This window comes from Actinoplanes sp. TBRC 11911 (assembly GCF_012933445.1).
In the GTDB taxonomy this organism is placed as follows: domain Bacteria; phylum Actinomycetota; class Actinomycetes; order Mycobacteriales; family Micromonosporaceae; genus Actinoplanes.
The window spans coordinates 62594-84508 of record NZ_JABBNC010000026.1 but is presented as its reverse complement, the minus strand read 5'-3'; the positions used below and the strand labels follow the sequence as shown (position 1 = coordinate 84508).

The 21915-nt window shown below is 70.8% G+C and carries 17 protein-coding genes and 1 pseudogene; 12 read left to right on the top strand and 6 right to left on the bottom strand.

Translation table 11 applies throughout. From position 1 onward, the window contains the following. Nucleotides 1-49: 49 nt before the first annotated feature. The 3 genes from HH310_RS29390 to HH310_RS29380 are packed head-to-tail and all read right to left on the bottom strand — an operon-like array spanning nt 50 to nt 3242. Nucleotides 50-1399, bottom strand: coding sequence for a sugar ABC transporter substrate-binding protein (locus HH310_RS29390; protein WP_169178932.1), 1350 nt, complete (start codon nt 1397-1399; stop codon nt 50-52). 20 nt (nt 1400-1419) lie between these two features. Continuing rightward, nucleotides 1420-2334 carry a carbohydrate ABC transporter permease gene (locus HH310_RS29385; RefSeq protein ID WP_169178931.1) on the bottom strand — a complete coding sequence of 305 codons (915 nt, stop codon included), beginning with the start codon at nt 2332-2334 and terminating at the stop codon, nt 1420-1422. Further along, complete coding sequence (locus HH310_RS29380) at nt 2334-3242, bottom strand: carbohydrate ABC transporter permease (RefSeq protein WP_169178930.1); 909 nt, start codon at nt 3240-3242, stop codon at nt 2334-2336. The genes HH310_RS29385 and HH310_RS29380 overlap by 1 nt, the downstream gene beginning before the upstream one ends. Before the next feature lie 159 nt (nt 3243-3401). On the opposite strand from HH310_RS29380, the gene HH310_RS29375 reads away from it, so the two are divergent. The 5 genes and pseudogenes from HH310_RS29375 to HH310_RS44210 all read left to right on the top strand — a co-directional run bounded on the left by HH310_RS29375 (nt 3402) and on the right by HH310_RS44210 (nt 9884). Then, complete coding sequence (locus tag HH310_RS29375) at nt 3402-4400, top strand: LacI family DNA-binding transcriptional regulator (protein ID WP_169178929.1); 999 nt, start codon at nt 3402-3404, stop codon at nt 4398-4400. Nucleotides 4401-4421: 21 nt separating this feature from the next. Beyond that, entirely contained in the window at nt 4422-5279 is an 858-nt protein-coding gene (locus HH310_RS45545; RefSeq protein ID WP_169178928.1) for a GGDEF domain-containing protein, read from the top strand. Between the two features lie 28 nt (nt 5280-5307). Further along, nucleotides 5308-6675 carry a S9 family peptidase gene (locus tag HH310_RS29365; protein ID WP_248294531.1) on the top strand — a complete coding sequence of 456 codons (1368 nt, stop codon included), beginning with the start codon at nt 5308-5310 and terminating at the stop codon, nt 6673-6675. A gap of 1202 nt (nt 6676-7877) precedes the next feature. Further along, a pseudogene (locus tag HH310_RS45870) lies at nt 7878-8210 on the top strand (thiamine pyrophosphate-binding protein); the annotation flags it as partial. Between the two features lie 567 nt (nt 8211-8777). Next, a complete protein-coding gene (locus HH310_RS44210; protein WP_312034399.1) occupies nt 8778-9884 on the top strand; it encodes a thiamine pyrophosphate-dependent enzyme in 1107 nt (368 codons plus the stop codon). Nucleotides 9885-9944: 60 nt separating this feature from the next. Here the strand turns inward: HH310_RS44210 and hemE are convergent, their stop codons facing one another. After that, the gene (gene hemE, locus HH310_RS29355) at nt 9945-10976 is read right to left on the bottom strand and encodes a uroporphyrinogen decarboxylase (RefSeq protein ID WP_169178925.1); all 1032 of its coding nucleotides are present in this window, start codon (nt 10974-10976) and stop codon (nt 9945-9947) included. A gap of 176 nt (nt 10977-11152) precedes the next feature. Then, nucleotides 11153-11656 carry a gamma subclass chorismate mutase AroQ gene (gene aroQ / locus HH310_RS29350; protein WP_211192762.1) on the bottom strand — a complete coding sequence of 168 codons (504 nt, stop codon included), beginning with the start codon at nt 11654-11656 and terminating at the stop codon, nt 11153-11155. A gap of 143 nt (nt 11657-11799) precedes the next feature. On the opposite strand from aroQ, the gene HH310_RS29345 reads away from it, so the two are divergent. Next, nucleotides 11800-11985 carry a hypothetical protein gene (locus tag HH310_RS29345; protein ID WP_169178924.1) on the top strand — a complete coding sequence of 62 codons (186 nt, stop codon included), beginning with the start codon at nt 11800-11802 and terminating at the stop codon, nt 11983-11985. After that, nucleotides 11982-13208 (top strand): amidohydrolase family protein, encoded by a 1227-nt coding sequence (locus HH310_RS29340; protein WP_169178923.1) that lies wholly within the window; start codon nt 11982-11984, stop codon nt 13206-13208. Before HH310_RS29345 ends, HH310_RS29340 begins: the two co-directional genes overlap by 4 nt. A gap of 9 nt (nt 13209-13217) precedes the next feature. On the opposite strand, the gene HH310_RS29335 is transcribed toward HH310_RS29340, so the two are convergent. Beyond that, the gene (locus HH310_RS29335) at nt 13218-15926 is read right to left on the bottom strand and encodes an AAA family ATPase (RefSeq protein ID WP_312034398.1); all 2709 of its coding nucleotides are present in this window, start codon (nt 15924-15926) and stop codon (nt 13218-13220) included. Between the two features lie 217 nt (nt 15927-16143). Between HH310_RS29335 and HH310_RS29330 the strand changes: the two genes are divergently transcribed. From HH310_RS29330 to HH310_RS29310, 5 genes are all read left to right on the top strand, one after another. Beyond that, entirely contained in the window at nt 16144-16701 is a 558-nt protein-coding gene (locus HH310_RS29330; protein ID WP_169178922.1) for a pyridoxamine 5'-phosphate oxidase family protein, read from the top strand. A 741-nt stretch (nt 16702-17442) separates the two neighbouring features. Next, nucleotides 17443-17961: a SigE family RNA polymerase sigma factor gene (locus HH310_RS29325; RefSeq protein WP_312034396.1), complete on the top strand. Its 519-nt coding sequence runs from the start codon at nt 17443-17445 to the stop codon at nt 17959-17961. Further along, on the top strand, nt 17954-19165 hold the full coding sequence (locus tag HH310_RS29320; protein WP_169178920.1) for a hypothetical protein: 1212 nt from the start codon (nt 17954-17956) through the stop codon (nt 19163-19165). Before HH310_RS29325 ends, HH310_RS29320 begins: the two co-directional genes overlap by 8 nt. 94 nt (nt 19166-19259) lie before the next feature. After that, nucleotides 19260-20093, top strand: coding sequence for an alpha/beta fold hydrolase (locus tag HH310_RS29315; protein ID WP_169178919.1), 834 nt, complete (start codon nt 19260-19262; stop codon nt 20091-20093). Between the two features lie 160 nt (nt 20094-20253). Further along, complete coding sequence (locus tag HH310_RS29310; protein WP_169178918.1) at nt 20254-21912, top strand: hypothetical protein; 1659 nt, start codon at nt 20254-20256, stop codon at nt 21910-21912. Nucleotides 21913-21915: the final 3 nt, after the last annotated feature.

Sequence of the window (21915 nt, the reverse complement as noted above, 5' to 3'; positions counted from 1 at the left end):
TCAGTGACAGGGGGTCCGCGCCACGGCGGCACGGACCCCCGGAACAGGGTTACTTGGTCGTGAAGCCCTGGTCGCTCGCGTACTTCAGGGACTGGTCCTGCCACGCCTTCAGGCCGTCTGCGAGGGAGGTGCCGGAGACGTACGCCTTGCCGGCGGTGTCGTTGAAGATGCTGTTCGACTGCACCTGGGTCGGCAGGTAGGTCCAGCCCGGCAGCACGTCCGCCGCGGACTTCGAGAAGATCTCGTTGGCCTTCTGCCCGCCGAAGTACTTGAACTCGGTGTTCAGGAACGCCGGGTCGTTGATCTGCTTGGTGGTCGCCGGGAACGCGCCGTTGTCGATGCGCACCTGCACGCCGTCACCGTCGTTGACGTACTTCAGGTAGCCGTACGCCAGGGCCTTGTTCGCGCCCTTGGCCATCAGTGCCAGCGAGCTGCCGCCGTTCTCGGCGCTCGCGGTGCCGCCGGCCGTCCACTGCGGCAGGGGAGCGGCACGCCACTGGCCGGAGCCGCTGGGCGCGCTGGTGACGAAGTTGGCCGGCATCCACGCGCCGGTGGCCAGCGTGGCGATCGAGCCGTTGCTCATGCCCTGGAACCACTGGTCGGTCCACGAGGTGATCGGCGCGACCAGCTTCTGGGTGATCAGCTGCTGCCATAGCGCGGTGAACTTCGCGCTGTTCGGGTCGGCGAAGTTGATGCCGACGTTGGTGCCGTCGACGGTGTAGGGCTTGCCGCCGGCCTGCCACATCATGCTGGTCACGAAGCCGGCGTCACCGGTGTCGTTGGTGATGTACGCCTTCGGGTCGGCCGCGTGCAGCTTCTTGGCGTCGTCGAGGTACTGGTCCCAGGTGGTCGGCACCGGGAGCTTGTACTTGTCGAAGATCGTCTTGTTGTAGTACAGCGCCATCGGGCCGGAGTCCATCGGCAGGCCGTAGATGCCGCCGCCGTTCTGCACCGAGTTCCACGGGCCGGGGGTGAAGTCGGCCTTCAGGTTCGCCGCGCCGAAGCCGGTCAGGTTGTCCAGTGCCTTGCCGATCGCGAACTGCGGGAGCGCGTAGTACTCGATCTGCGCGATGTCCGGGACGCCCTTGCCGGCCGCCACCGCGTTCTGCAGCGCCGTGTACTGCTTGTCGCCGGTGCCGGCGTTGACCAGGTTCACGTGCACGTTCGGGTACTGCTTCTCGAACGCCGCGGTGGCCTGCTTCAGGGTGGGCTCCCAGGCCCAGATGTTCAGCGTGCCGCCCTTGGTGAGCGCGGCCTGCACGTCCGCGTCCGAGACGGTGGGGCCGCTCGCCGCGGAGCCGGTGGTGGAGGAGCTGTTGTCGCCCCCACCACCGCCACATGCGGCGAGGGCGACGACGGCGGCCGACGCGATGGCCGCCATCTTGATCGATTTCAACATGGAGGGTCCTTTCGGGGAACTTATTCCTTGACACTTCCGGCGGCCAGGCCGGACTGCCAGTAACGCTGGAGCAGCAGGAACGCCGCCAGCAGGAGAATGATCGTGATGAGCGAGGCGGTGATCACCAGGTTGAAGACGGCCTGGCCGCCCGCGGTCGCGGCCTGCGCGTTCCACGCGTTGAGGCCGACGGTCAGCGGGTACCAGTCCGGGTTCTTCAGCATGATCAGCGGCAGGAAGTAGTTGTTCATCGTCGCGACCATGGTGAACAGCAGCGTGGTGACGATGCCCGGGGCGAGCAGCGGCACGCTGATCCGGAAGAACGTGCGCATCTCGCTGGCGCCGTCCATGCGGGCCGCCTCGAGCATCTCGGTGGGGATGGCCTGCGCCGAGAACGTCCACATGAGGTAGAGACCGAACGGTGCCACCAGCGACGGGATGATCACCGCCCACGGGGTGTTGGTGAGCCCCATCTTGCTGAACATCAGGAAGGTCGGCACCGCGAGCGCGGTCGGCGGCACGGCCACCGCGCCGATGACGATCGCGAAGACGCCGCGCTTGCCGGGGAAGTCGAACTTCGCCAGGCCGTATCCGGCGAGCACCGCGAAGAACGTCGCGCCGCCGGCGCCGAGCACCGTGTACAGGGCGGTGTTGCCCAGCCAGCGCAGGAAGATCCCGTCCTGGTAGGTGAAGGTCTCCCGCAGGTTGTCCCAGAGCGCGAAGTGCCCGCCGTCGTCGAACCAGAGCCCGAAGCTGGTGAACAGGCCCTGCTGGGTCTTCGTCGAGTTGATCACCAGGTACGCGAGCGGGACCAGGGCGTACAGGGAAACCAAGGCGGTCAGCACGGTCAGCAGGATGCTGCCGCGGCGCCGCTTCTTGGTGGCGGGGGCGGGCACGTCGGTGAGGTCCTCCGACCGGTGCGAAAGGGTCGTGGTCATCAGAACTCCCGGTTCCCGCGCAGCTGCACCACGTACGCGACGATCATGGTGATCACGGCCATCACGACCGCGACCGCGGCCGCGTAGTTGAACTGCTGGCCGGAGAACGTCAGGGAGTACGCGTAGAAGTTCGGCGTGAAGAAGGTGGTGATCGAGTTCGGCGCCAGGCCGCGCAGGATGGCGGGCTCGTTGAACAGCTGGAAGCTGCCGATGATCGAGAAGATCGTGGCGATCACCAGGGCGCCGCGGATGGCCGGGAGCTTGATCGCCGTGATGATCCGGAACTGGCTGGCCCCGTCGATCTCCGCCGACTCGTACAGCGACTTCGGGATGACCTGCAGCGCCGAGTAGAAGATCAGCATGTTGTACCCGGTGAACTCCCAGGTCGTGATGTTGCCGATCGACGCGAGGATCAGGCTGGGCTTGAGCGGGTCGGGCAACGTGACGTTGAAGAAGTCGTTCAGGCTGCCGACGAGCCCGAACTGCGACCCGTACATGAAGCCCCAGATCAGCGCCGCGACCACGGCCGGGACGGCGTACGGGAGGAAGATCGAGACCCGGAAGAAGCTCTTGCCGTAGAGCCGGCCACTGTCGATGGACAGAGCCACGAGCAGGGCCAGGAACAGCATGATCGGCACCTGGACGACCAGGAAGAGGCCGACCCGGCCGACGCCGGACCAGAAATTCGGGTCGGTCAGCGCCTGCGTGTAGTTGTCCAGGCCGACGAAGGCGTTGCCGCCGATGAGCCGGTTGCGGAAGAGGCTCAGGTAGATCGAGTACGCGATCGGGGCCAGGAAGACCAGCGCGAAAACGATCATGAACGGGCCGACGAACTGCCAGCCACGGAACGACCGGCGACGTCGCCTCCGGACCGCGGCCGGCGGCGCCGCAAGTGTTGGTACGGCCATCTGGACCTCACTGTCTCATGATGTTTACGTAAACATGCCACGCGCGGGTGCGTGTGACAATGTTTCTTTTAGTTTGCTGGTGTGATGTTTACGTAAACATGCGGGTGATAGTTTCACCGCGTGCAGCAATCGTCAAGCGGCGGGCGACGCAGTGTTTCCATGGCGGACGTGGCGCGCCTAGCCGGGGTTTCTTCGCAAACCGTGAGCCGTGTATCCACTGGACACCCTGGCGTGGTCGAGACGACCCGCCAGTTGGTACTCGACGCAATGCAACAACTTGGATATCGACCGAACAGTGCCGCACGCGCCCTCAAGCGGGGCGAGTTCCGCACCCTCGGCGTCATTTTGTTCACCTTGGCCACCACCGGCAACAGCCGCACCGTCGAGGCCATCGCCGCGCACGCCGCCCAGGAGGGGTACGCCATCACGCTCGTCCCGGTCGCGTCGCCGACCCGCGACGGCGTGCTCGGCGCGTTCACCCGGCTCGGCGAGCTCGCCGTCGACGGCTTCATCGTGATCATGGAGGTGCACCTGCTGCACGACGCGAACCTGACGATCCCGCCCGGCGTGCAGGCCGTGGTCGTCGACTCGGACGCCGGCGACCGGTTCCCGGTCGTCGACACCGACCAGGCCGACGGCGCCCGGCAGGCGGTCCGGCACCTGCTCGAACTGGGACACCGTACGGTCTGGCACGTCACCGGACCGGAGGCCTCGTACGCCGCGTCCCGGCGCGCCCAGGCCTGGCGGGAGGTGCTCACCGATGCCGGAGCGCCCGTCCCGCCGATCGAACGCGGCGATTGGTCCGCCCTGTCCGGTTACGCCGCCGGCCGCCGCCTCGCCGCGAACCCGGACTGCACCGCGATCTTCGCGGCGAACGACCAGATGGCCCTGGGTGTGCTGCGCGCCCTGCACGAGAGCGGCCGCCGGGTGCCGCAGGACGTCAGCGTGGTCGGCTTCGACGACATCCCGGACGCCGCCGGATACCTGCCCCCGCTGACCACCGTGCACCAGGACTTCGCCGAGGTGGGCCGGCGCTGCGTGCACGGCCTGCTCTCGCAGATCCGCGACGCGCGGGTGGTGCCCGGCACCGTGCTGGTGCCGACCACCCTGATCGAGCGGGCCAGCACCGCGCCGCCGCCTTCTCCTCAGGTCGGCTGACGCCCGGCCGATACCACCGCCGTGAATTTCTCGTTGTTCGGCCTGATCGTGCGGCTGACCAGCCTGCCGCGGCGGGTGCTGATGACCGCCGCGGTCGTGCTGGTCGCCCTGGTCGCGTTCACCGACTGGGCGACCGGCCCGGACGTGTCGATCAACGTCGGCTACATGATCCCGGTGTTCGTCGCGGCCGCCGGCGGCCGGCGCGCCTCGATCGTGGTGACCTCGCTCGCGGCGATCACCTGGAGCACGATCGAGCTCGAGTCCCGGATCAACCCGTTCAGCACGGCCGCCGTGCCGCTGTGGAACGTCTTCGCCCGCTTCGTCGTGCTCTACATGGTCGCCACCCTGGTCGCCTCGCTCACCGGCCGGCTGGTCAAGGAACGCGGGCTGTCCCGCACCGACCCGCTGACCGGCCTGCCGAACGCGCGCGCCTTCGAGGAGGCCGCCACCGCCGAGATCGCCCGGATGCGCGCCGAGGGCACCGTGCTCACCGCCGCGTACGTCGACGTCGACGACTTCAAACGGGTCAACGACACGAAGGGCCACGCCGGCGGCGACGAGCTGCTCATCCTCGCCGGGAGCACGATGACCGGGACGCTGCGCTCCACCGACGTGGTGGCCCGCCTCGGCGGCGACGAGTTCGCGGTGCTCATGCCGGGCAGCGGGGTGGCGGACGCGCGGCAGCGGCTGCACGCGCTGCACGCGGCGCTGACCTCGGCGACCGGCGTCGGCTACAGCGTCGGGGCGGTCACCTTCACGCTGCCGCCGGAATCCAGCCAGAGCCTGCTGGCCCGCGCGGACAAGCTCATGTACGAGGTCAAGCAGCAGGGCAAGAACACCGTACGCGCCGAGGAGGCCTTGACGTCGGTCGATGCCTGACGTTGGATCGTTACCGGGAGGTAACGCAATGATCAGGTTCCTCGCCGTTCTTCTGATGTCGCCCCTCTGGGCCTTCTCACCTGCCGCGACCCCGGTGTGCGACGCTCCGGTGCCAAGCACGACGCAGCCCGGCTATCTCGTCGCCGACCCGGACTGCGAGGCCGACGGCTCCACGTTCACCGCGTTGCCCGGCGCGACCGTCCACACCGGCATCTCCCGCGGGGCCGGGTACCGCATCGAGGTGCCGGACCACTGGAACGGGCGGCTCGTCCTCTACGCGCACGGCTTCCGCGGCACCGGAACGACCGTCACGGTGAGCAGTCCGTCGCTGCGCGCGCACTACATCGCGCGCGGGTTCGCCTGGGCCGCCTCCAGCTACGCCACCAACGGCTACGACGTCGGGCAAGGGGTCCGCGACTCGTACGCCCTGATCGGACTGTTCCGCTCGGCCGTCGGCAAGCCCGCCCGGCAGGTGCTGATGACCGGCGACTCGATGGGCGGGCACATCACCGGCGTCGCGATCGAGACCTACCCGTCGGCGTTCGCGGGGGCGATGCCGTCCTGCGGGGTCCTCGGCGACAAGGAACTGTTCGACTACTTCCTGGACGCGAACGTGACGGCCGCCGCGCTGGCCCGCGTCCGCGTCGAGTTCCCGCTGCATCCCGGCGAGGATTATCAGGACATTTGGCGTACGCAGGTGGCCGCCATCCTGCCGCAACTCGGTGTCCGAGCCGGTGCCCCGCCGGTGCTGACCGCCCTGGGCCGCGAGTGGAGCGACGTGGTCGAGAACCGCTCCGGCGGCCAGCGGCCCGGCTTCGAGGGCTCGTTCGCCTACTGGAACACCGCGACCTCACTCGCCCCGCTCGGCGACCTGCCGTTCCTGTTCGGCGTGTACCCCGGGCTGACCGGCGGCACCGCAAACATCGCGCGCGGCAACGTCACCGACAACCGTTTCACCGTCTACCGCGCGTCGTCGCTGCTCACCACGCTGCGCCTGAACGCGTCGGTGCTACGGGTCCGGCCGACCGACGTGGCGTCGCCCGGCCTTTCCGGCATTCCGCGCATCGACGGCCGGCCGCCCGTGCCGGTGCTCTCGCTGCACGACATCGGCGACCTCTTCGTGCCTTTCTCCATGGAGCAGACGTACGCCCGTGAGGCCGCCCGCAACGGCCGCGCGAACCTGTTCGTCTCACGGGCGATCCGCGGCACCGGCCATTGCGACTTCACCACCGCGGAGCGTCAGGAGGCGTTCGACGACTTGGTGACCTGGATCGACAAGGGCCGCCGCCCTGGGGGTGACGCGGTGCTGGACGTGCGGGCGGTTTCGGCGGCGTCGTTCGGGTGCCGCTATACGCGTGGCACGCACGCCGGCTGGGAAGCCTTGCCCTGCAGGTAGGACGCGACCGGGGCGGCCTGCGGGCTGCCCCGTGCGCCTCGCCCTCACCGGCGCAGCTTCCGGGGCCGGGGTCCGAATCCGCGTCGTTCCCGAGCCGGGCCGCGGCGGATCTGGACGCCGCGCGGGTCGAACAATCGGCGATCCGCAGTCGGTGACGTGCAGTCAGTGGCCCGTGAGGGGCGGCTCGCAGTGGCCCGTGACGGGCGACCTGCAGTGGCCCGTGAGGGGCGGCTCGCAGTGGCCCGCGACCGTTTTCCGTCACCGCTCTCCGCCACCGAGATCCCCGATGAGCGCACATGTCTCGAGGTCCACGCGCGCCTCGTCCATCCATCCCACTATGCAGCGATCCTGACCACATTCTGGGATTTCTCGAGACCTTGGAGAGTTACGCCCACATGCGAGCCCGAACTCTCCAAGGTCTACGAAACGTCGGGGAAAGCGGCCGAACAAAGGGCGCGAAAGCGGAGAAAAATAGCTCTACTGTGGACGCGAATCCCACATCGCGGACGCGCTGCCACGATGTGGGCGCCCGTCCCGTACAACGGACGCGCATCCCACATTATGGCCTCGTAGGGCGGCGGGCGCCGGTTTACGCGGCCCGCTCGGCGGCGCGCGGCGATGGCCACCCCGAGCCACCGCGCTGCGATCGCGGCCGACAGCTACGAAACGACCTGGGCATGGCGTCGGGTGCGACCAGGGCGTGCTAGCGACTTGTCGCCATCGGCAGAGGCGCCCCGCCCAGATGACGTGAGTAGCAAGGGTCGACCCGCCCAGATGACGTGAGTAGCAAGGGTCGACCCGCCCAGATGGCGCGGCAGCAAGTCGATCAGCACCGAAACCTCTGACGCGAAGGGTCACCAGGTTGCGGGCTGCCGTGCCGCTCGACCCGATCCCGATCGCCGCACCCGCCCCGACGCCGACAGAGTGGGCTGGCAGCGCATCGTCGATCTCCACGGTCTCCAGCACCTCGAGCACGACCCGCCCTGTTCGCTCCCCACCTCTTGAGTGCCGGCCGCCCACCCGACGCCACGCACGGTGAGTCCAGCGGGCGTTCGTGCTGCAGCCATGGATCGACATCCAGCCGTACGCGCCAGGGGGCGCCCTAGCCCGTCGCCCAGCCCGGCATCGCCACCGCCACCGCCGGCTGGCAGACCCGCCAACACCCGTGACGCGTACGCGACGGACGTCGAAGCTTCGGTCCGGTGAGGCTCGTCTCTGGCCAGAACCGGGCGTCGAATCTGGCGTGGAATACGCGGGGTGAGTCGGTGGTGGAGTTGTACGCGGCGCTCGCGCGTGCCCTGTCCCAGCTTGGCGTGCGAGCCATGTTCGGCACCGGCGGCGAGGTCGCTCGCCACTTCGCTGCCGGCGGTGGCCGGTACGTGGCGGCCACGAACGAGGCCGGGGCGATGGCGATGGGCTTCGGATACGCCGGCGTGACCGAGCAGACGGGGGTGGTCACGGTGGCGTCCGGGCCCGCGCTCACCGGCACTCTCACCGCGTTGGTCGAAGGCACCCGGGGCCGGGTCCCAATGCTGGTGATCGTCGAGGGCACGGTGTTCCCGCCCGGAGCTGGTGTCGCCCGATCGGCTGGGCTGCGCGGAGCTGGTGGCGCCCGGTCGGCTGGGCGGCCGGGGTCTGGCGCCGGCCCGTCGGCTGGGCGGCCGGGGTCTGGGGCCGGCTCGTCGGCTGCCCCGTCGGCTGGTCCGTCGGCTGGGCCGTCGGCTGGTCCGTCCGTTGGTCCGTCGGCTGGTCCGTCCGTTGGTCCGTCGGCTGGGCCGCCCGTTGGTCCGTCGGCTGGGCCGCCCGCTGGTCCGTCGGCTGGGCCGCCCGCTGCCCCGTCCGTTGGTCCGTTGGCTGGTCCGTTGGCTGGTCCGCCCGGAGCTGGTGGTCTCTCGCCGGCCGAGGCGGCGCCGCCTGAGGCTGGCGCTGGTATGCCGGCCGAAGTGGTATTGCCAACCGAGCCCGGTCCCGGCCGGCTGGCTGATTTGGTTCTGCCGAGTGGGGCCGGGGTCGCCGGCGCCCGTGCGGCGGAGACGGCCGTTGACGATCTGGGGGAGGCGCTCAGCCGGGCGCGCGCCGAACGCCGGCCGATTGTTTTTGGTGTGTCCGCTGACATCGCGCGGCGTGACGTCGAATTCCGCGACGTCACGCTTGATGTGCCGCAGCCACGACCGATTGCCGCCGCGCCGGTGGCGGTGTGGCTTGCCGCGTCGCAGATCGCCGAGGCCGAGCGGCCGATTCTGCTCGCCGGGCGTGGGGCGATCGAGGCGCGGCCGGCGCTGCTGCGACTGGCCGACCGGATCGGCGCACCGCTTGCGACCACGTTGAAGGCCAAGGACCTGTTTCGCGGGGAGCCGTTCGATCTGGAGGTCGCGGGTGGTCTGGCCGGGCCGGTCTCCCGCATGGTTTTCGACGTCGCCGATTTGGTCATCTGCGTCGGTGCCGGGTTCGACGGGGCCGCCATCCGGCGCGGCGCCATGGTCGACGGGCGGCGTCTCGTGCTCATCGACGCGGACGACGACGCGACCCCGCAAGGCGACCTGGCCGTGCGAGGCGACCCCGCGGCGGTGGCCGACGCGTTGGTCGACACGCTGGACTCGCTGAACGTGCCGTCGAGCGGGTTCCGCACCGAGGCGATGGCGGGCCTGCTCGCCGAGCAGGCGCGCATGGGCGGCCGGCCGCGGACCACTTCCGGAACCGTCGACCTGGAGACCGCGCTGCGCCGGCTCGACGAAATCCTGCCGCGGCGCCGCGTGGTGGTCGACGACGGCGGGCGGTTCTTGACGGAGACGTTGCGCCATGTGCATCCGGGCGATCCGCGGGCGTACGTGCTGCCGGTGAATTTCGGATCGACCGGCCTCGGCATGGGCGCCGCCGTCGGCGCCGCGATCGGGCGCCCGGACGTGCCGGTGGTCATGGTCTGCGCCGACGACGGCTTCCTGCGCGGCGGCCCGGCCGAGTTCACGACCGCGGTCCGCTACGGCCTCGACATCATCGTCATCGTCGCCAACACGGGCGCCGTCCTCGGCCCGCAGCACGACCGCGTCGGGATCGGCCAGCGGCCGCTGCGCATGTCCGGAGTCGCCGACGCGCTGGGAGGCGAAGGCGTGACCGTCAGCGGCCCGACGGATCTGCAACGCCTCGAGGCGGTGATCGCCCACCGGACCCGCCCACTGCTGATCGACCTGCACCTCGACGTACCGGGCTGACCGCCCGAAGCGGTGACCGTCGAACGACGACGCAGCGCGCGGCGGCCAGGGCGACCAACCTTATTGGACGGTCGTTTCGTGCACGAAGTCGACCAGGCGGGTCAGGGCGTCCGGGTCCGTGTCGGGCAGCACGCCGTGGCCCAGATTGAACACATGACCGCGCGCCGCCCGGCCCTCGGCCAGCACCCGCGCCGCCTCGGCCTCGACCACCTCGCGAGGCGCGAAAAGCGTTACCGGGTCCAGATTTCCCTGCACCGACACCTGCGGGCCGAGCTGCGCGCTCGCGCGACTCAACGGCGTCCGCCAATCCACGCCCACCACCTCGGCACCGGCCTCCGCCATGGCCGGCAGCAGCACCCCCGCGCCGACCCCGAAGTGGATTCGCGGCACGCCCAGATCGGCCAGACCGCCCAGCACGGCCGCCGAGTGAGGCAGCACGTAACGCCGATAATCCGCCTCCGACAACGCCCCCGCCCACGAGTCGAACAGTTGCACAGCGCTGACCCCGGCGGCGACCTGTGCGCGCAGGAACTCCAGCGCTATCCCCGCCAGCCGGCCCAGCAGCGCATGCCAGAGGCCCGGGTCGGCGTACATCATGGTCTTGGTTTTGGTATAGGTGCGCGACGGGCCGCCCTCGATGAGGTAGCTGGCCAACGTGAACGGTGCGCCCGCGAAGCCGATCAGCGGGGTCGCGCCCAGCTCCCGGACGAGCATCCGCACCGCCGACGCGACGAAGTCCACATCGGACGCGGTGATCGGGCGCAGGCGGCGCACGTCGGCCATGTCGCGGATCGGGTCGCCGATCACCGGGCCGGTGCCGGGCACGATGTCGACGTCGATGCCGGCCGCGGGCAGAGGCACCACGATGTCGCTGAACAGGATCGCGGCGTCGACCCCGTGCCGGCGTACGGGCTGCAGGGTGATCTCGGTGACCAGCTCGGGGCGGCGGCAGGACTCGAGCATGCCGATGCCCTTGCGGACCTGGTGGTATTCCGGCAGCGAACGGCCGGCCTGCCGCATGAACCACACCGGCGTGTGCGGGACCGAGGTGCCCCAGCAGGCGCGCACGAACGCGGAGTCGGCCGGCGTCATGAGGCGATCGAGGTCTGCTGGTGGAAGCGCGCGCGGCCGGCTCGGGCTGTCGGCCGCTGCCGCGGCCTCTCGTTCTCGACCATTTGCTCGGCATCGGTCATGTCGCTTTGCACATGCCGACCCTTGCCGCTCGGCCGCGCATTAGCCAGAAATTGTCGCGGTGATCACGGCCGGCATTACTCTGAATTATCGCCACCATAAAACAAGTCGTTTTCCAGCCGGTCGCGAATCGGGGCGAGAGCGATCCGCAACGCGTCCGCGTGCAGCTCGTCCAGGCGCCGGTCGGCGTCGGGGAAGGTCCGGCCGGTTGGCTCGCCCGGCAGCCCCTTCAGCCGGAGGAGCATCTGGCGCGTGATGTCGTCGAGCCGCGGCCGGACCTCCGCCTCGAGGTCCGGACGGCGTGCCGGCCGCAGCTCCGGATGCGCTGACCAGAGGTCGTAGAGCCGCCGCTGGACCACCTTGTTGGCCTCGATCTGGGCGCGGAAGAAGCGGGCGCTCAGGTCGGGGTCGAGGCCGATCTCACGGGACCGGGCGACCACGTCGGAAAGCAGTTGCTCCTCGCGGCCGCCGTCGCTGATCGGGGTGGCCCCGCCGTATTTCGCGGCGGCCACCTCGTCGCCGAGGGCCAGTCGCTCAACGGCCAGGGCGATCAGCTCGTCCAGCCCGGAATTCAATCGCATAACGGCACAAACGCGGGACGACGGCGATCGGTTCTCCGCCGGCCCTGTTCCGCGCGACACATCAATTGTTTCCGGTGACGCCGGTCTCGCGCCGGAACAATCCCCGGCGCCCGTCGTGAAAGCAGGAACGAAGGGAACGTCTGATGATCGAGCGCCCCGCCAAATCCCGGCCCGCCGACACGCCGCCCGCCGCGGAGGAGATCGACGAGCTTTCCGAGTACGGTTCGGTCACCTTGATCCACGGCGGGCGCCGCCACGACGGTGCGCGCCACGACGGTGTGCGCCACGACGATGCGCGCCGCCGCCCGACCTGCGAGGAGAACACGTGAGCCTGTCGATCATCAACGCGGCGGTCTTCGACGGGGAATCCGACTCTCTGACCGAGGGGCCGGTGCACGTCGAGAACGGACGGATCGTCGCGGTCGGCGGTGCCGCCCGGCCCGCCGACCGGGTGCTCGACGCCCGCGGCCGGACCGTGTTACCGGGGCTGATCGATGCGCACTTTCACGCGTACGGGATCGACCTCGACATGCTCGCCCTGGAATCGCGACCGCTGAGCTATGTGGCCCTGCTCGGCGCGAAGCGGCTGGCGGCCGCGCTCGGCCGCGGCTTCACCACGGTGCGTGACCCGTCCGGGGGTGACGCCGGTCTCGCGCGGGCCATCGCCGAGGGGGTCGTCGCGGCGCCGCGTTACCTGTGGACCGGGCCGGCGCTGAGCCAGACCGGCGGGCACGGCGACGCGCGCGCGGCCGACGCGGACGTGTGCGGCTGCGGTGCGCACACGGTCGAGGTGGTGGACGGCGTGGATCCGTTGCGCCGCGCGGTGCGCGACCGGTTCCGCCGGGGTGCGCACGCGATCAAGATCATGGCCTCGGGTGGGGTGGTGTCGCTGACCGATCCGATCCGGGTGCCGCAGTACTCGGCCGAGGAGATCCGCGCGGTCACCGAGGAAGCGGCCCGCCGGGGCAGTTACGTGGCCGCGCACGCCTATTCGCCCGAGGCGATCCGGCACGCGATCGGCAACGGGGTGCGCAGCATCGAGCACGGCAACCTGCTGGACGAGCCGACGGCGGCGGCGATGGCGGCGGCCGGAGCGTTCCTGGTGCCGACGCTCGCCGCGTACGACGCGATGGACCGCCGGGGCGCGGCGATCGGCATGGCCGAGATCTCCCGGCGCAAGAACCGCGAGGTCCTGGCGGCGGGCCGCCAGGCGGTGACATTGGCACGGGCGGCGGGCGTACGCGTCGGGTTCGGCACCGATCTGATGGGCGTGCTGGAGGACGAGCAACTGCAAGGGTTACGTCTGCAGGTGGAGGTGGACGGCCCGGTGCCAGCGTTGCGTTCGGCGACGTCGGTGAATGCCGCGCTGCTGGGCCGCGACGACCTGGGCCGGGTCGCCGCGGGATGCGTGGCCGACCTGCTGCTGGTCGACGGCGATCCGCTGGCCGACCCGTCGGTGCTGTGGGCCGGCCCGGAGAAGCGCACGGTGATCCAAGGCGGGCGAGTTCTCGGGCCGGAAGCCGGGTATGGCCTTGAGTCGCAGCGGCAGTAGCCGTAAAACCTAGGGGACTTTTCCTACGCCGTACCGGAAAAGCTGTCGCCGTGAGGTGATGCCCAGCTTGCCGAAAATCCGGCTGAGATGCCACTCCACCGTGCGCGGGCTGATGAACAGGCGGGTCGCAATCTCCGCATTGGACAGTCCGTCGCCGGCCAGCCGCACGATCTGCGTCTCCTGGGCGGTCAGCTGACCGGGCGGATCGTCCGGCCGTTTGCGTGCGGTGCCACCGAGTTTCGTGCCGGCCAGCGCGGCATATGCCTCCATGCCCATCGCCGTGAACAGCTCGTGGGCGGTGCGCAGATGCTCGCGCGCGTCGTCGTGGCGGTCGTGATCCCACAGCGACTCCCCGAGGTAAAGGTGGGCGCGGGCCAGGAAACCGCGCACCCGCGTGCGGGAAAGCCGGTCGATGGCCTCGTGATAGGCCTCGCCGGTGTCGCTGAGCAGACCGCGGCACAGCGCTTCCAGGCCCAGCGCCCATTCGGTGCCGCACGCCCGCGTCAGCACGGTCAGCCGGTCCAAGGTGGACGTTCCGGCGGCGCGGTCCGTGTGGCCGGCCGCGGTGATGAGCTCGACCAGCGGCGCCCACGTCAGGATGCCCATCTGCGGGATCGGCGTGGCGGCCTCACGCGCCGCGTGCAGCGCCTCGTCGTAGCGGCCCAATCCGTTGTACAGCACGGATTTCGACAATCCCGCGACGATCCGGCCCAGGCCCTCGCCGCGTCGCTGCGCGTCCGCCGCACTCGCGTCGATCATCTCGATCGTCTGATTCTCACGGCCCTGCCAGGCCGCCAGGAGTTGCCCCGTGTACGCCGATCCGTGCGACCCGGTGAGCTCGGCGATCTCGTGCAGCTCGGCCTGCAAAGTGGACGCTTCGTGCAGCTCGCCGGTGTAGACGCGCAGCACGACCAGCTCGGTCAGCGCCAGCGGTAATGCCGACACCGTCCCGGTGCGCCGCACCAGCCGGACGTAGCCGCTGGTGAGCGTGTCGGCGAGGGCGTCGTCGCAGAGTTCGGCGGCGACCGCGCAGGCGAACCAGTCCCAGCGCAACGCCTCGGCCGGCGACAACCCGGGGTCGAGAAAGGCGCGCACCGCCGGCTTGAGCAACGGGGCGCCTGCGGATATGCCGGCCGTGTGCCGGACCGCGAGGGCGTTGAGGAGCAGGTCGCGTGGCCGGCTCGGGTCGACCGGCACGGCCGCGGCCGCCACGGCCACCTCCCGCAGGCCGGAGCCGGCCGCATACCAAGCCGCGCGCATCGCCTCCAGGTACGTCGTGCGGGCCAGCGCGGGGTCCAGATGTTCCAGCCGGGCGGCGGCCTTGAGCAGCAGCGACGCCGTGTCGCCACCCCGGTCGACGGCGAACAGGATGTGTGCGCGCAGCAGGTCGGCCTCGGCCGAGGCCGGCTCGTCGAGGGGGCTCGCGCCGGCCATCGCCAGCAGTCCCAGCGCGGCCTGCGGCTGACCGGCCTCGTGTTTGGTCCGGGCCGCCGCGAGCAGTCGCCGGCCCCGCCGTTTCGGGTCGGGGGTCAGCTCGGCGGCGCGTTCCAGGAAGGCGGCGGCCGCGGCCGGCCCGCCGCGCGCCCGCGCCCGCCGCGCGCACTGCTCCAACTCGGTCGCGATCTGCTCGCTGCCGGCCGTGGCGGCGCGGGCACGTTGCCAGGCGCGCCGATCCGGATCGGTCACCGCGTCGATCACCTCGGCCAGCGCCGCGTGCACCCGGCGCTGTTCGTCCGGGGTGGCGGCCCGGTACACCGCCGAGCGCAGCAACGGATGCCGGAAACGCACCGTCGAGTCGAACTCGACCAGCCCGGTCTTCGCGAGCGAGCCGGCGATGTCCGACTCCGCCTCGATGCCGAGCCGGTCGACCGCGCGCCATACCAGCACCGGATTGCCGGTCGGCTCCGCGGCCGCCACCAGGAGGACCAACCTGGCTTGGAGGGACAGGCCGGCGATCTGCCGGCGGTAACTATCCTCGATGCGCCGGGGCAACGCCTCAGCGTCGAACAGGCCGAAGCCGCCGGCCAGCTCGGCCGGGGTGAACCCGCGCGGCAGCTCGACCAGGGCGAGCGGGTTGCCGTGACTCTCCGCGATCAGCCGGTCCAGCACCCGGTCGTCCACCGGCCCGAGGTGGGCGGCGGCGAGCAGCGTGCGGGCGTCCTCGTCGGGCAGCCCCGCCACCTCCAGCTCGTGCACGCCGGTCAGGTCGTCGCCGGGCTCGCCACGCCACGCGAAGATCATCACGACGGACTCGGCGCGCAGCCGTCGCGCGGCGAACCCGAGCACCTGCGCCGACGCCCGGTCCAGCCATTGTGCGTCGTCGATCAGGCAGACGTACGCCTGTTCCCGCGCCCGATGCGACAGCAGTCCCAGCAGGCCCAGGCCGACCATGAATCGGTCCGGCGGGTCGCCGGTGCTGAGCCCGAACGCGGTGCGCAACGCGTCCCGCTGCGGCTCCGGTAATCGGTCGAGCTGGTCGAGCATGGGCGCGCACAACTGGTGCAGGGCCGCGAACGGGAGCTCCTGCTCGGCCTCGACCCCGGCGATCCGCACGACCCGGGCCCCGGCGGCGTGCGACCGCGCGTAGCCGAGCAGCGCGCTCTTGCCGATGCCGGCCTCGCCGCGCAGCACCAGCGCACCGCTGCGGCCGGTCTGGACGCCGGCCAGCAGCCGGTCCAGAGCCGCCCGCTCGGCATGCCTGCCCAGCAGCGGTTCCACAGGTGCACGGTACCTCCCCGCCGTCACCCGATCGGGTGACAAGCAGCGGCGTCCGACCGGTCGCGGCTGGGCTCCGCGACTCGCCGCCCGCGCTGCGGAAACACCCTCTGATCAGCCCACATGTGATCCGATCGATGCAACTTGCAACCCTGTGCAAGCAAGCAACTACGGTGTGAAGCTGTCGCGCAGCGGGGATCCGCCGGCAGGGGAGGTCGTCTTGAACCACGGTGAGCGGCAGCTGCAGGACCGATTGGGCACCCGGGAGAGGGCCGACGCGTTCACCGCGCGGCAATCCTTGCCCCGCCTCAACGACGCGATGCGCGGCTTCATCGGCCGCCAGGAGATGATGTTCGTGGCCACCGCCGACGCGGGCGGCTCCTGCGACAGCACCTTCCGCGCCGGGCCGCCCGGGTTCGTCCGGGTTCTCGACGACGAGCACGTGAGCTGGCCCGAATACCGCGGCAACGGCGTCATGGCCAGCCTCGGCAACATCACCGAGAACGGCCACGTCGGACTGCTGTTCATCGACTTCGGCGAGGTCATCGGCCTGCACGTGAACGGCACCGCGGAGATCGTCGAGGACCCGGACGAGCAGGCTGACACCCCGCCCGGCCGGCGCGCGCGGCTGTGGGTGGTGGCCCGGGTGCACGAGGCCTACATCCATTGCACGAAGCACATCCCGCGGATGGTGCGGGAGCCGCGGGCGGCCTCCACGGGCAAGAAGAGCGAGTATTTCGTCGGGCTCGACACGAACGCTCCCGGCCGTATCCGTTGACCGCCGCCGTCCCCGGGCGACCACGTCGCCGGGTGCCCGACCTGCGCCGAAGGCCGAGTTGCCGATCGCGCCGGCGCCGCGGGCACTCTCCGGTGTGGTCGCCCACCACGGTCGCGGCCCGGGGCGGTAGAGGGTTTTGATGTCGACGGGCGGCACCAGACGGATAATTCGTCAGTTGCCGGACGAGGAGCCTGCGCCGCCGCTCGATCGCCGCCGCGAACTGCGCCGGCGTGCCCCTCGGCGAAAGCCGCACCGCGATCCGTGCGCCTGCCGGTGCGCGTTCCCGTTCCTTGGGACATCGCAGCCACATCGTGTAACTGTTCAGTTGGTTCCGTCGGCCGGGAGTACCCGTGCGAGGCGGCGCCGCCAGAGCCCGGGCAGGTCCCAGCTCCCCACAATGGGCGCCCCACCCGGGTGTGGGCAGTAGCGACGGCTGGGAGGCAGCGGCTCCCCACACCGCGGCCACCCCCACCCACGTGTGGGGAGTCGCGACGCCGGGGAGGCCGTGGCTCCCCACACCGTCGCCACCCACAGCAGGTGTGGGCACCCGCCACGGCGCGCTGACCCTGATGGCTGATCGCCGCGGAGGCGTACGGGGAAGGGCATCGAGGAATTTCTTTGCGGACGGCTGAAACCCTTGGCCACCCACGCGGGTGTTGCTAGTGCGGGCCGCGCGGGGCGGCCGCAACGGGGGAGGGGCAGGACGCCGTGATGTTGTCCGCGAACGAGGATACCGGTCAAGTGGCCGGGTTCGATCAGCGACCGCCGCCGCGCGGTGTGCCGGACGGGTTCGACGAGTGCTACGCCGACAGTTTCGCGTCGCTGACTCGGCAGATCTACATGTACTCGGGTGATCTGAACCTGGCCCAGGACGTCGTGCAGGAGGCATTCTGCCGGGCGTACACCCGGTGGTCCAAAGTCGTCACCTACGACGACCCGGTGGCGTGGGTCCGCCGGGTCGCGTTCAACCTGGCCAACAGCCGGTGGCAGCGGGCCAAGGTCGCCGCCCGTTACGTCGCCCGTCAACGGGAACGACACGTCGAGGGGCCCGGACCGGACCGGGTCGCCGTGATCGCGGTACTCGGCAAATTACCGGCTCGGCAGCGCAAGGCCATCGTCATGCATTACCTGGCCGACATCGCGGTGGCGGACATCGCGCACGAAGAGGGTGTGCCGGTCAACACGGTCAAGACATGGCTTCATCGTGGCCGGGCCGCGCTCGCCGTGCTTCTCGCTGAAGGGGGAACCGACAATGTCTGACTTCGAGCAGGATCCGCGCGTCGCGCATCTGTTGAACACCACGAGTCACGAGGCGACGCGGTTCATCCAGCCGCGCGGAGTCCAAGCCGTGCGGACCACCGTTCGTCATCGCCGCCGCAACCGCGTTGTCGGCGTTGCCGCGCTGGCCGCCATCGCGCTGGTCGGCGCCCCGGTCGCCGGCATGAACCTGACGAGCGACCACCGGCCGGTCAACCCGCCCGCGGCGACCACGACACCGAGCGACCCGGCGACGCCGGCGCCGAGCACGCCGCAGGCGACTCCGCCGTCCGCACCGGCCTCCGCGCCGGGTAAGTCACCCGACCGGAAGATCACCGCGAAGGCCTTGCGCAACGCCACCCTCACCATCCCGGCTTGGCCGGCCGACGGCTTCGGTACGGCCTGCCCGAGCGGCAAGGTCCACTTCTCCGGGGGCCGCGGCGGGAGCCTGTTGCGGCTCGAGGGCAGCCCGATCTACCAGGACGTGGACCGCGACGGTGCGCCGGAGACCCTGTCCGTGCTGTCCTGCAACATGCAGGGTGCCGACTACCAGGTGCTGGCGTTCAAACCCGGCAAGGGCGGCGCCGTCACGACCGTCGGCCGGGTCGTCGGCAGCGGCTGGGACCCGGGTGACATCCAGAAGATCTGGAGCATCCAGCCCGCCGGTGACGGCGAGATCCGCGTCGACGTCGGCGAGTACCGCGCCTGCTGCAACATGGTCCAGGCGTCTCAGCATCAGTGGCGCACGTACGGCTGGTCCGGCGGCCGGTTCCGGCAGACCGGTGGCCCCACCAGCTTCGGCCCCAACCCCAAGGTCACCGACCTGCGTGTCAGCAGCGACGGCGTACCGATGACCAAGCAAGCCGATGGCACCTGGAAGGGCACCCTGACCGCGTCCGTCCACAATGTGGCCGGCTTCGCCACCCCGGACCGGGTGCAACTCGGCATCCGGGCCTCCGGCACCTGGCGGGCCACCGCGGCCGTCGGCTGCACCATCGACCCGGACGGCTTGCAGCCGATGATCTGCACGATGCCGGCCATGGCCAAGGGCGCGACCCGCACGGTCACGGTAACCCTGACCGCACCGGCCGGGACCCTGCCGACCACCGCCGAGCTCCACGCGGCCTGCGTCACCGAGGACGGCGCCGGTTACCCTGCCAAGTCCTCGGAGGACGCCACCACCAGCATCGCGATAACCCACGTCTGACCTGATCGGCGAACGAACAGCAGGAGGCCGGGCTTGATGCCCGGCCTCCCGCGCAAGCGGTGCGAATCGCACGGCCCGCCGATAGGGTCAGCGGATGCTGGAAACGCACGAACGGTTCGTGACCTCGGGCCCGCTGAAGCTGTGGACCGAGCGGATCGGCGACGCTGATCATCCGCCGCTGCTGCTGATCGCGGGCTCGGGCGCGCAGGGCATCAGCTGGCCGGACACACTGGTCGCGCGGCTCGTCGAGCGCGGCGCACAGGTGATCCGTTTCGACCACCGCGACACCGGCCGCTCGAGCGTCGTCGACTTCGATACACATCCGTACGCGATCGCCGACCTGGCCGCCGACTGCCTCGCCGTGCTGGACGGCTACGGGCTGAGCTCCGCCCACGTGGCGGGTGCGTCCATGGGCGGCATGATCGCGCAGTGGCTGGCCGTGCACGAGCCGTCCCGCGTGCGGTCGCTGACGCTGCTGACCAGTTCACCGATGGGTCACAGAGACCCGGACGACCTGCCGCCGCCCACCCCGGCCTTCGTCGAGTTCTTTGACCGCGGGCTGCCGCGTGACGTGGAGTCCGACGTGGCCCTGTTCCGCATGTTCAACGGGCCGGTCCGCCCGTTCGACGAGCCGGCCGCCCGCGCGATGCTCGAGCTGGCGTGGTCGCGGGCCGTCGACCCGGACGCGGCCCTGCACCACGGTCTGGCCGGCAGTACGTTCGCCCCGGACCGCCTCGCCCCGCTGTCGTCGATCACCGCCCCGACCACGGTCGTGCACGGCGACCGGGACCCGGCCTTCCCGCTCCCGCACGGCGAGGCCCTGGCGGCCGCGATCCCGGGCGCCCGCCTGCACGTCGTACCGGGAATGGGTCATGTCTTGTGTTCGCCGGGCCTGCCCGAGGAGGTCGCCGACCTGATCCGGCTATGACGCCTGCCACAACCCGGCCACGCCCCGGGCGAGATCACCGATCAGCGGCGCGTCCGATGTCGCTTTCAAATAGGATGTCACTGCCGGGCTCGGGCTGACCGCCCCGGTCGAGGGCACACTTGGCCGAGTGCGCCCCAGCGTCGGTACCGAGAAGACTGCGATGAACACGTCCCACGGGAGAACAGCGCGGGCGGTCGGCGTGACGGTGGCCGCGCTCGCGGCGCTGGCCGCGATCGTGGTGGCCAGTTTGTCGGCCTTGAACGGGGATGTGCGGTACGCGCTCGGCGGGCTCGAGACGGCCGGCCGGGGCGGCGTCAACTTCTGGGACATCTTCGTCTCCCGGCCCCTGGCGTACAAGCTGCTGATGGCCGGGCTCGACCAGGTCCGCCTGGTGTTCGTCGGTGGGGCCTCGGACACGGCGAACCTGGTGCTGCGCATCGAGACGTACATCCTGGTCGTCGCCGTGGTCCTGGTGTTGTTCCTGGGTGTGCGGCGGGTCGCCGGGCGGCCGGCGGCCTACGGGATCGCGGGCGCCGTCGGCCTGGTGCTGCTGATCGCGCCGCCCTGGCATTTCCTCGAGCCGGACTGGGTCGCCGCGCTCGTCGCCGTGCTGGCGATCGGCGCCGCGTGCGTGACCCGGCAGCCATGGCTCGGCGGCGTGCTGGGCGGTCTGGCCGCGATGCTGGTCGTGGCGGTCAAGACATCCACCTTCCCGATCGCGCTGATCGCCCTGCTCGTCATCCTGGTGCTCGACCGGCGCCGCGCCGCGTGGGCGGCACTGTCCACGGTGATCTTCGTCGTTCTCTGGTACGTGCTGACCAAGCTCTTCCAGCCCTGGGAGTGGACCTGGCTGAGCGACCTGGCGAACCTCGTGCACAGCAAACCGCAGGGCATCCACATCGCCGACCTGCGGAAGCTGCGGTTCGCGATCGGCGACGCGGCCGTGCTCAGCCCGATCGTGGTGCTGGCGCCGGCCGCGGCCGCTGCGCTCGTCCGCCGCGAGACGGGCCGCCGGCGATGGCTGGGTGCGGCGGCCGCGGTGATCGCGGGCGGGTTGTCGCTGGCCCCCGCGTACGGGCAGGGCGAGTTCTACAACTACCACTTCGCGTCCACTCTCGTGCTCGCCACCGGGGTGTGCGGCGCCGCCTTCGCGCTCTGCCCCGGGTTCCGTCTGCCGCTGGCCGCCGCCACCGTGGTCGTCACCGTCGTCAGCCTGGTGCTGGTGCGTCAGCCCGCCTCCTGGCGACTGGCGCACGCCGGTCCGGTGGTCTGGGCGTACGAGATCGCCGCCGTTGGCCTGGCCGTCGCCGCCTGGTTCCTTTCCAGCCGTACGAGGATGTCTCTGCCGTGGTTCGCCGGTGTGGTGGTGCTCTGTTTCGCGTTGCTGCCGCCCGTGCTGCCCGGCTCCCCGTACGCGTTCAGCTCCTACGACTACAACGTCCGCAACGGCGGGTCGGCCGACGCGCCTTTCGCCGCGCTCGGCAAGCGGCTCGGGCCGGACACCCCGGTGCTGTACCTGACGTACGGCACCGTCAACCACGCCATGGGTAACCCGACGAGCTGCCGATACCCGTCGCCGCTGTGGTTGCAGCGCGGCGCCGTCCTGCCGCGGATCCGCACGCGCCCCAGCTACGCGGACAACCTGCGCTGCCTGCGGGAGGACCGCGACGCCAAATATCTGATCGTGCAGACCAACTGGTTCAGTGTCCCGAAGTCGGCCCCGGACGTGCGGGCGCTGATCGACGAGCGGTTCGACTGCTCCCCGGCGGCCCGGATCCCGGCCCCGCCACCGCTGCGCGTCTGCCCGGCCAGACCGTAGGCG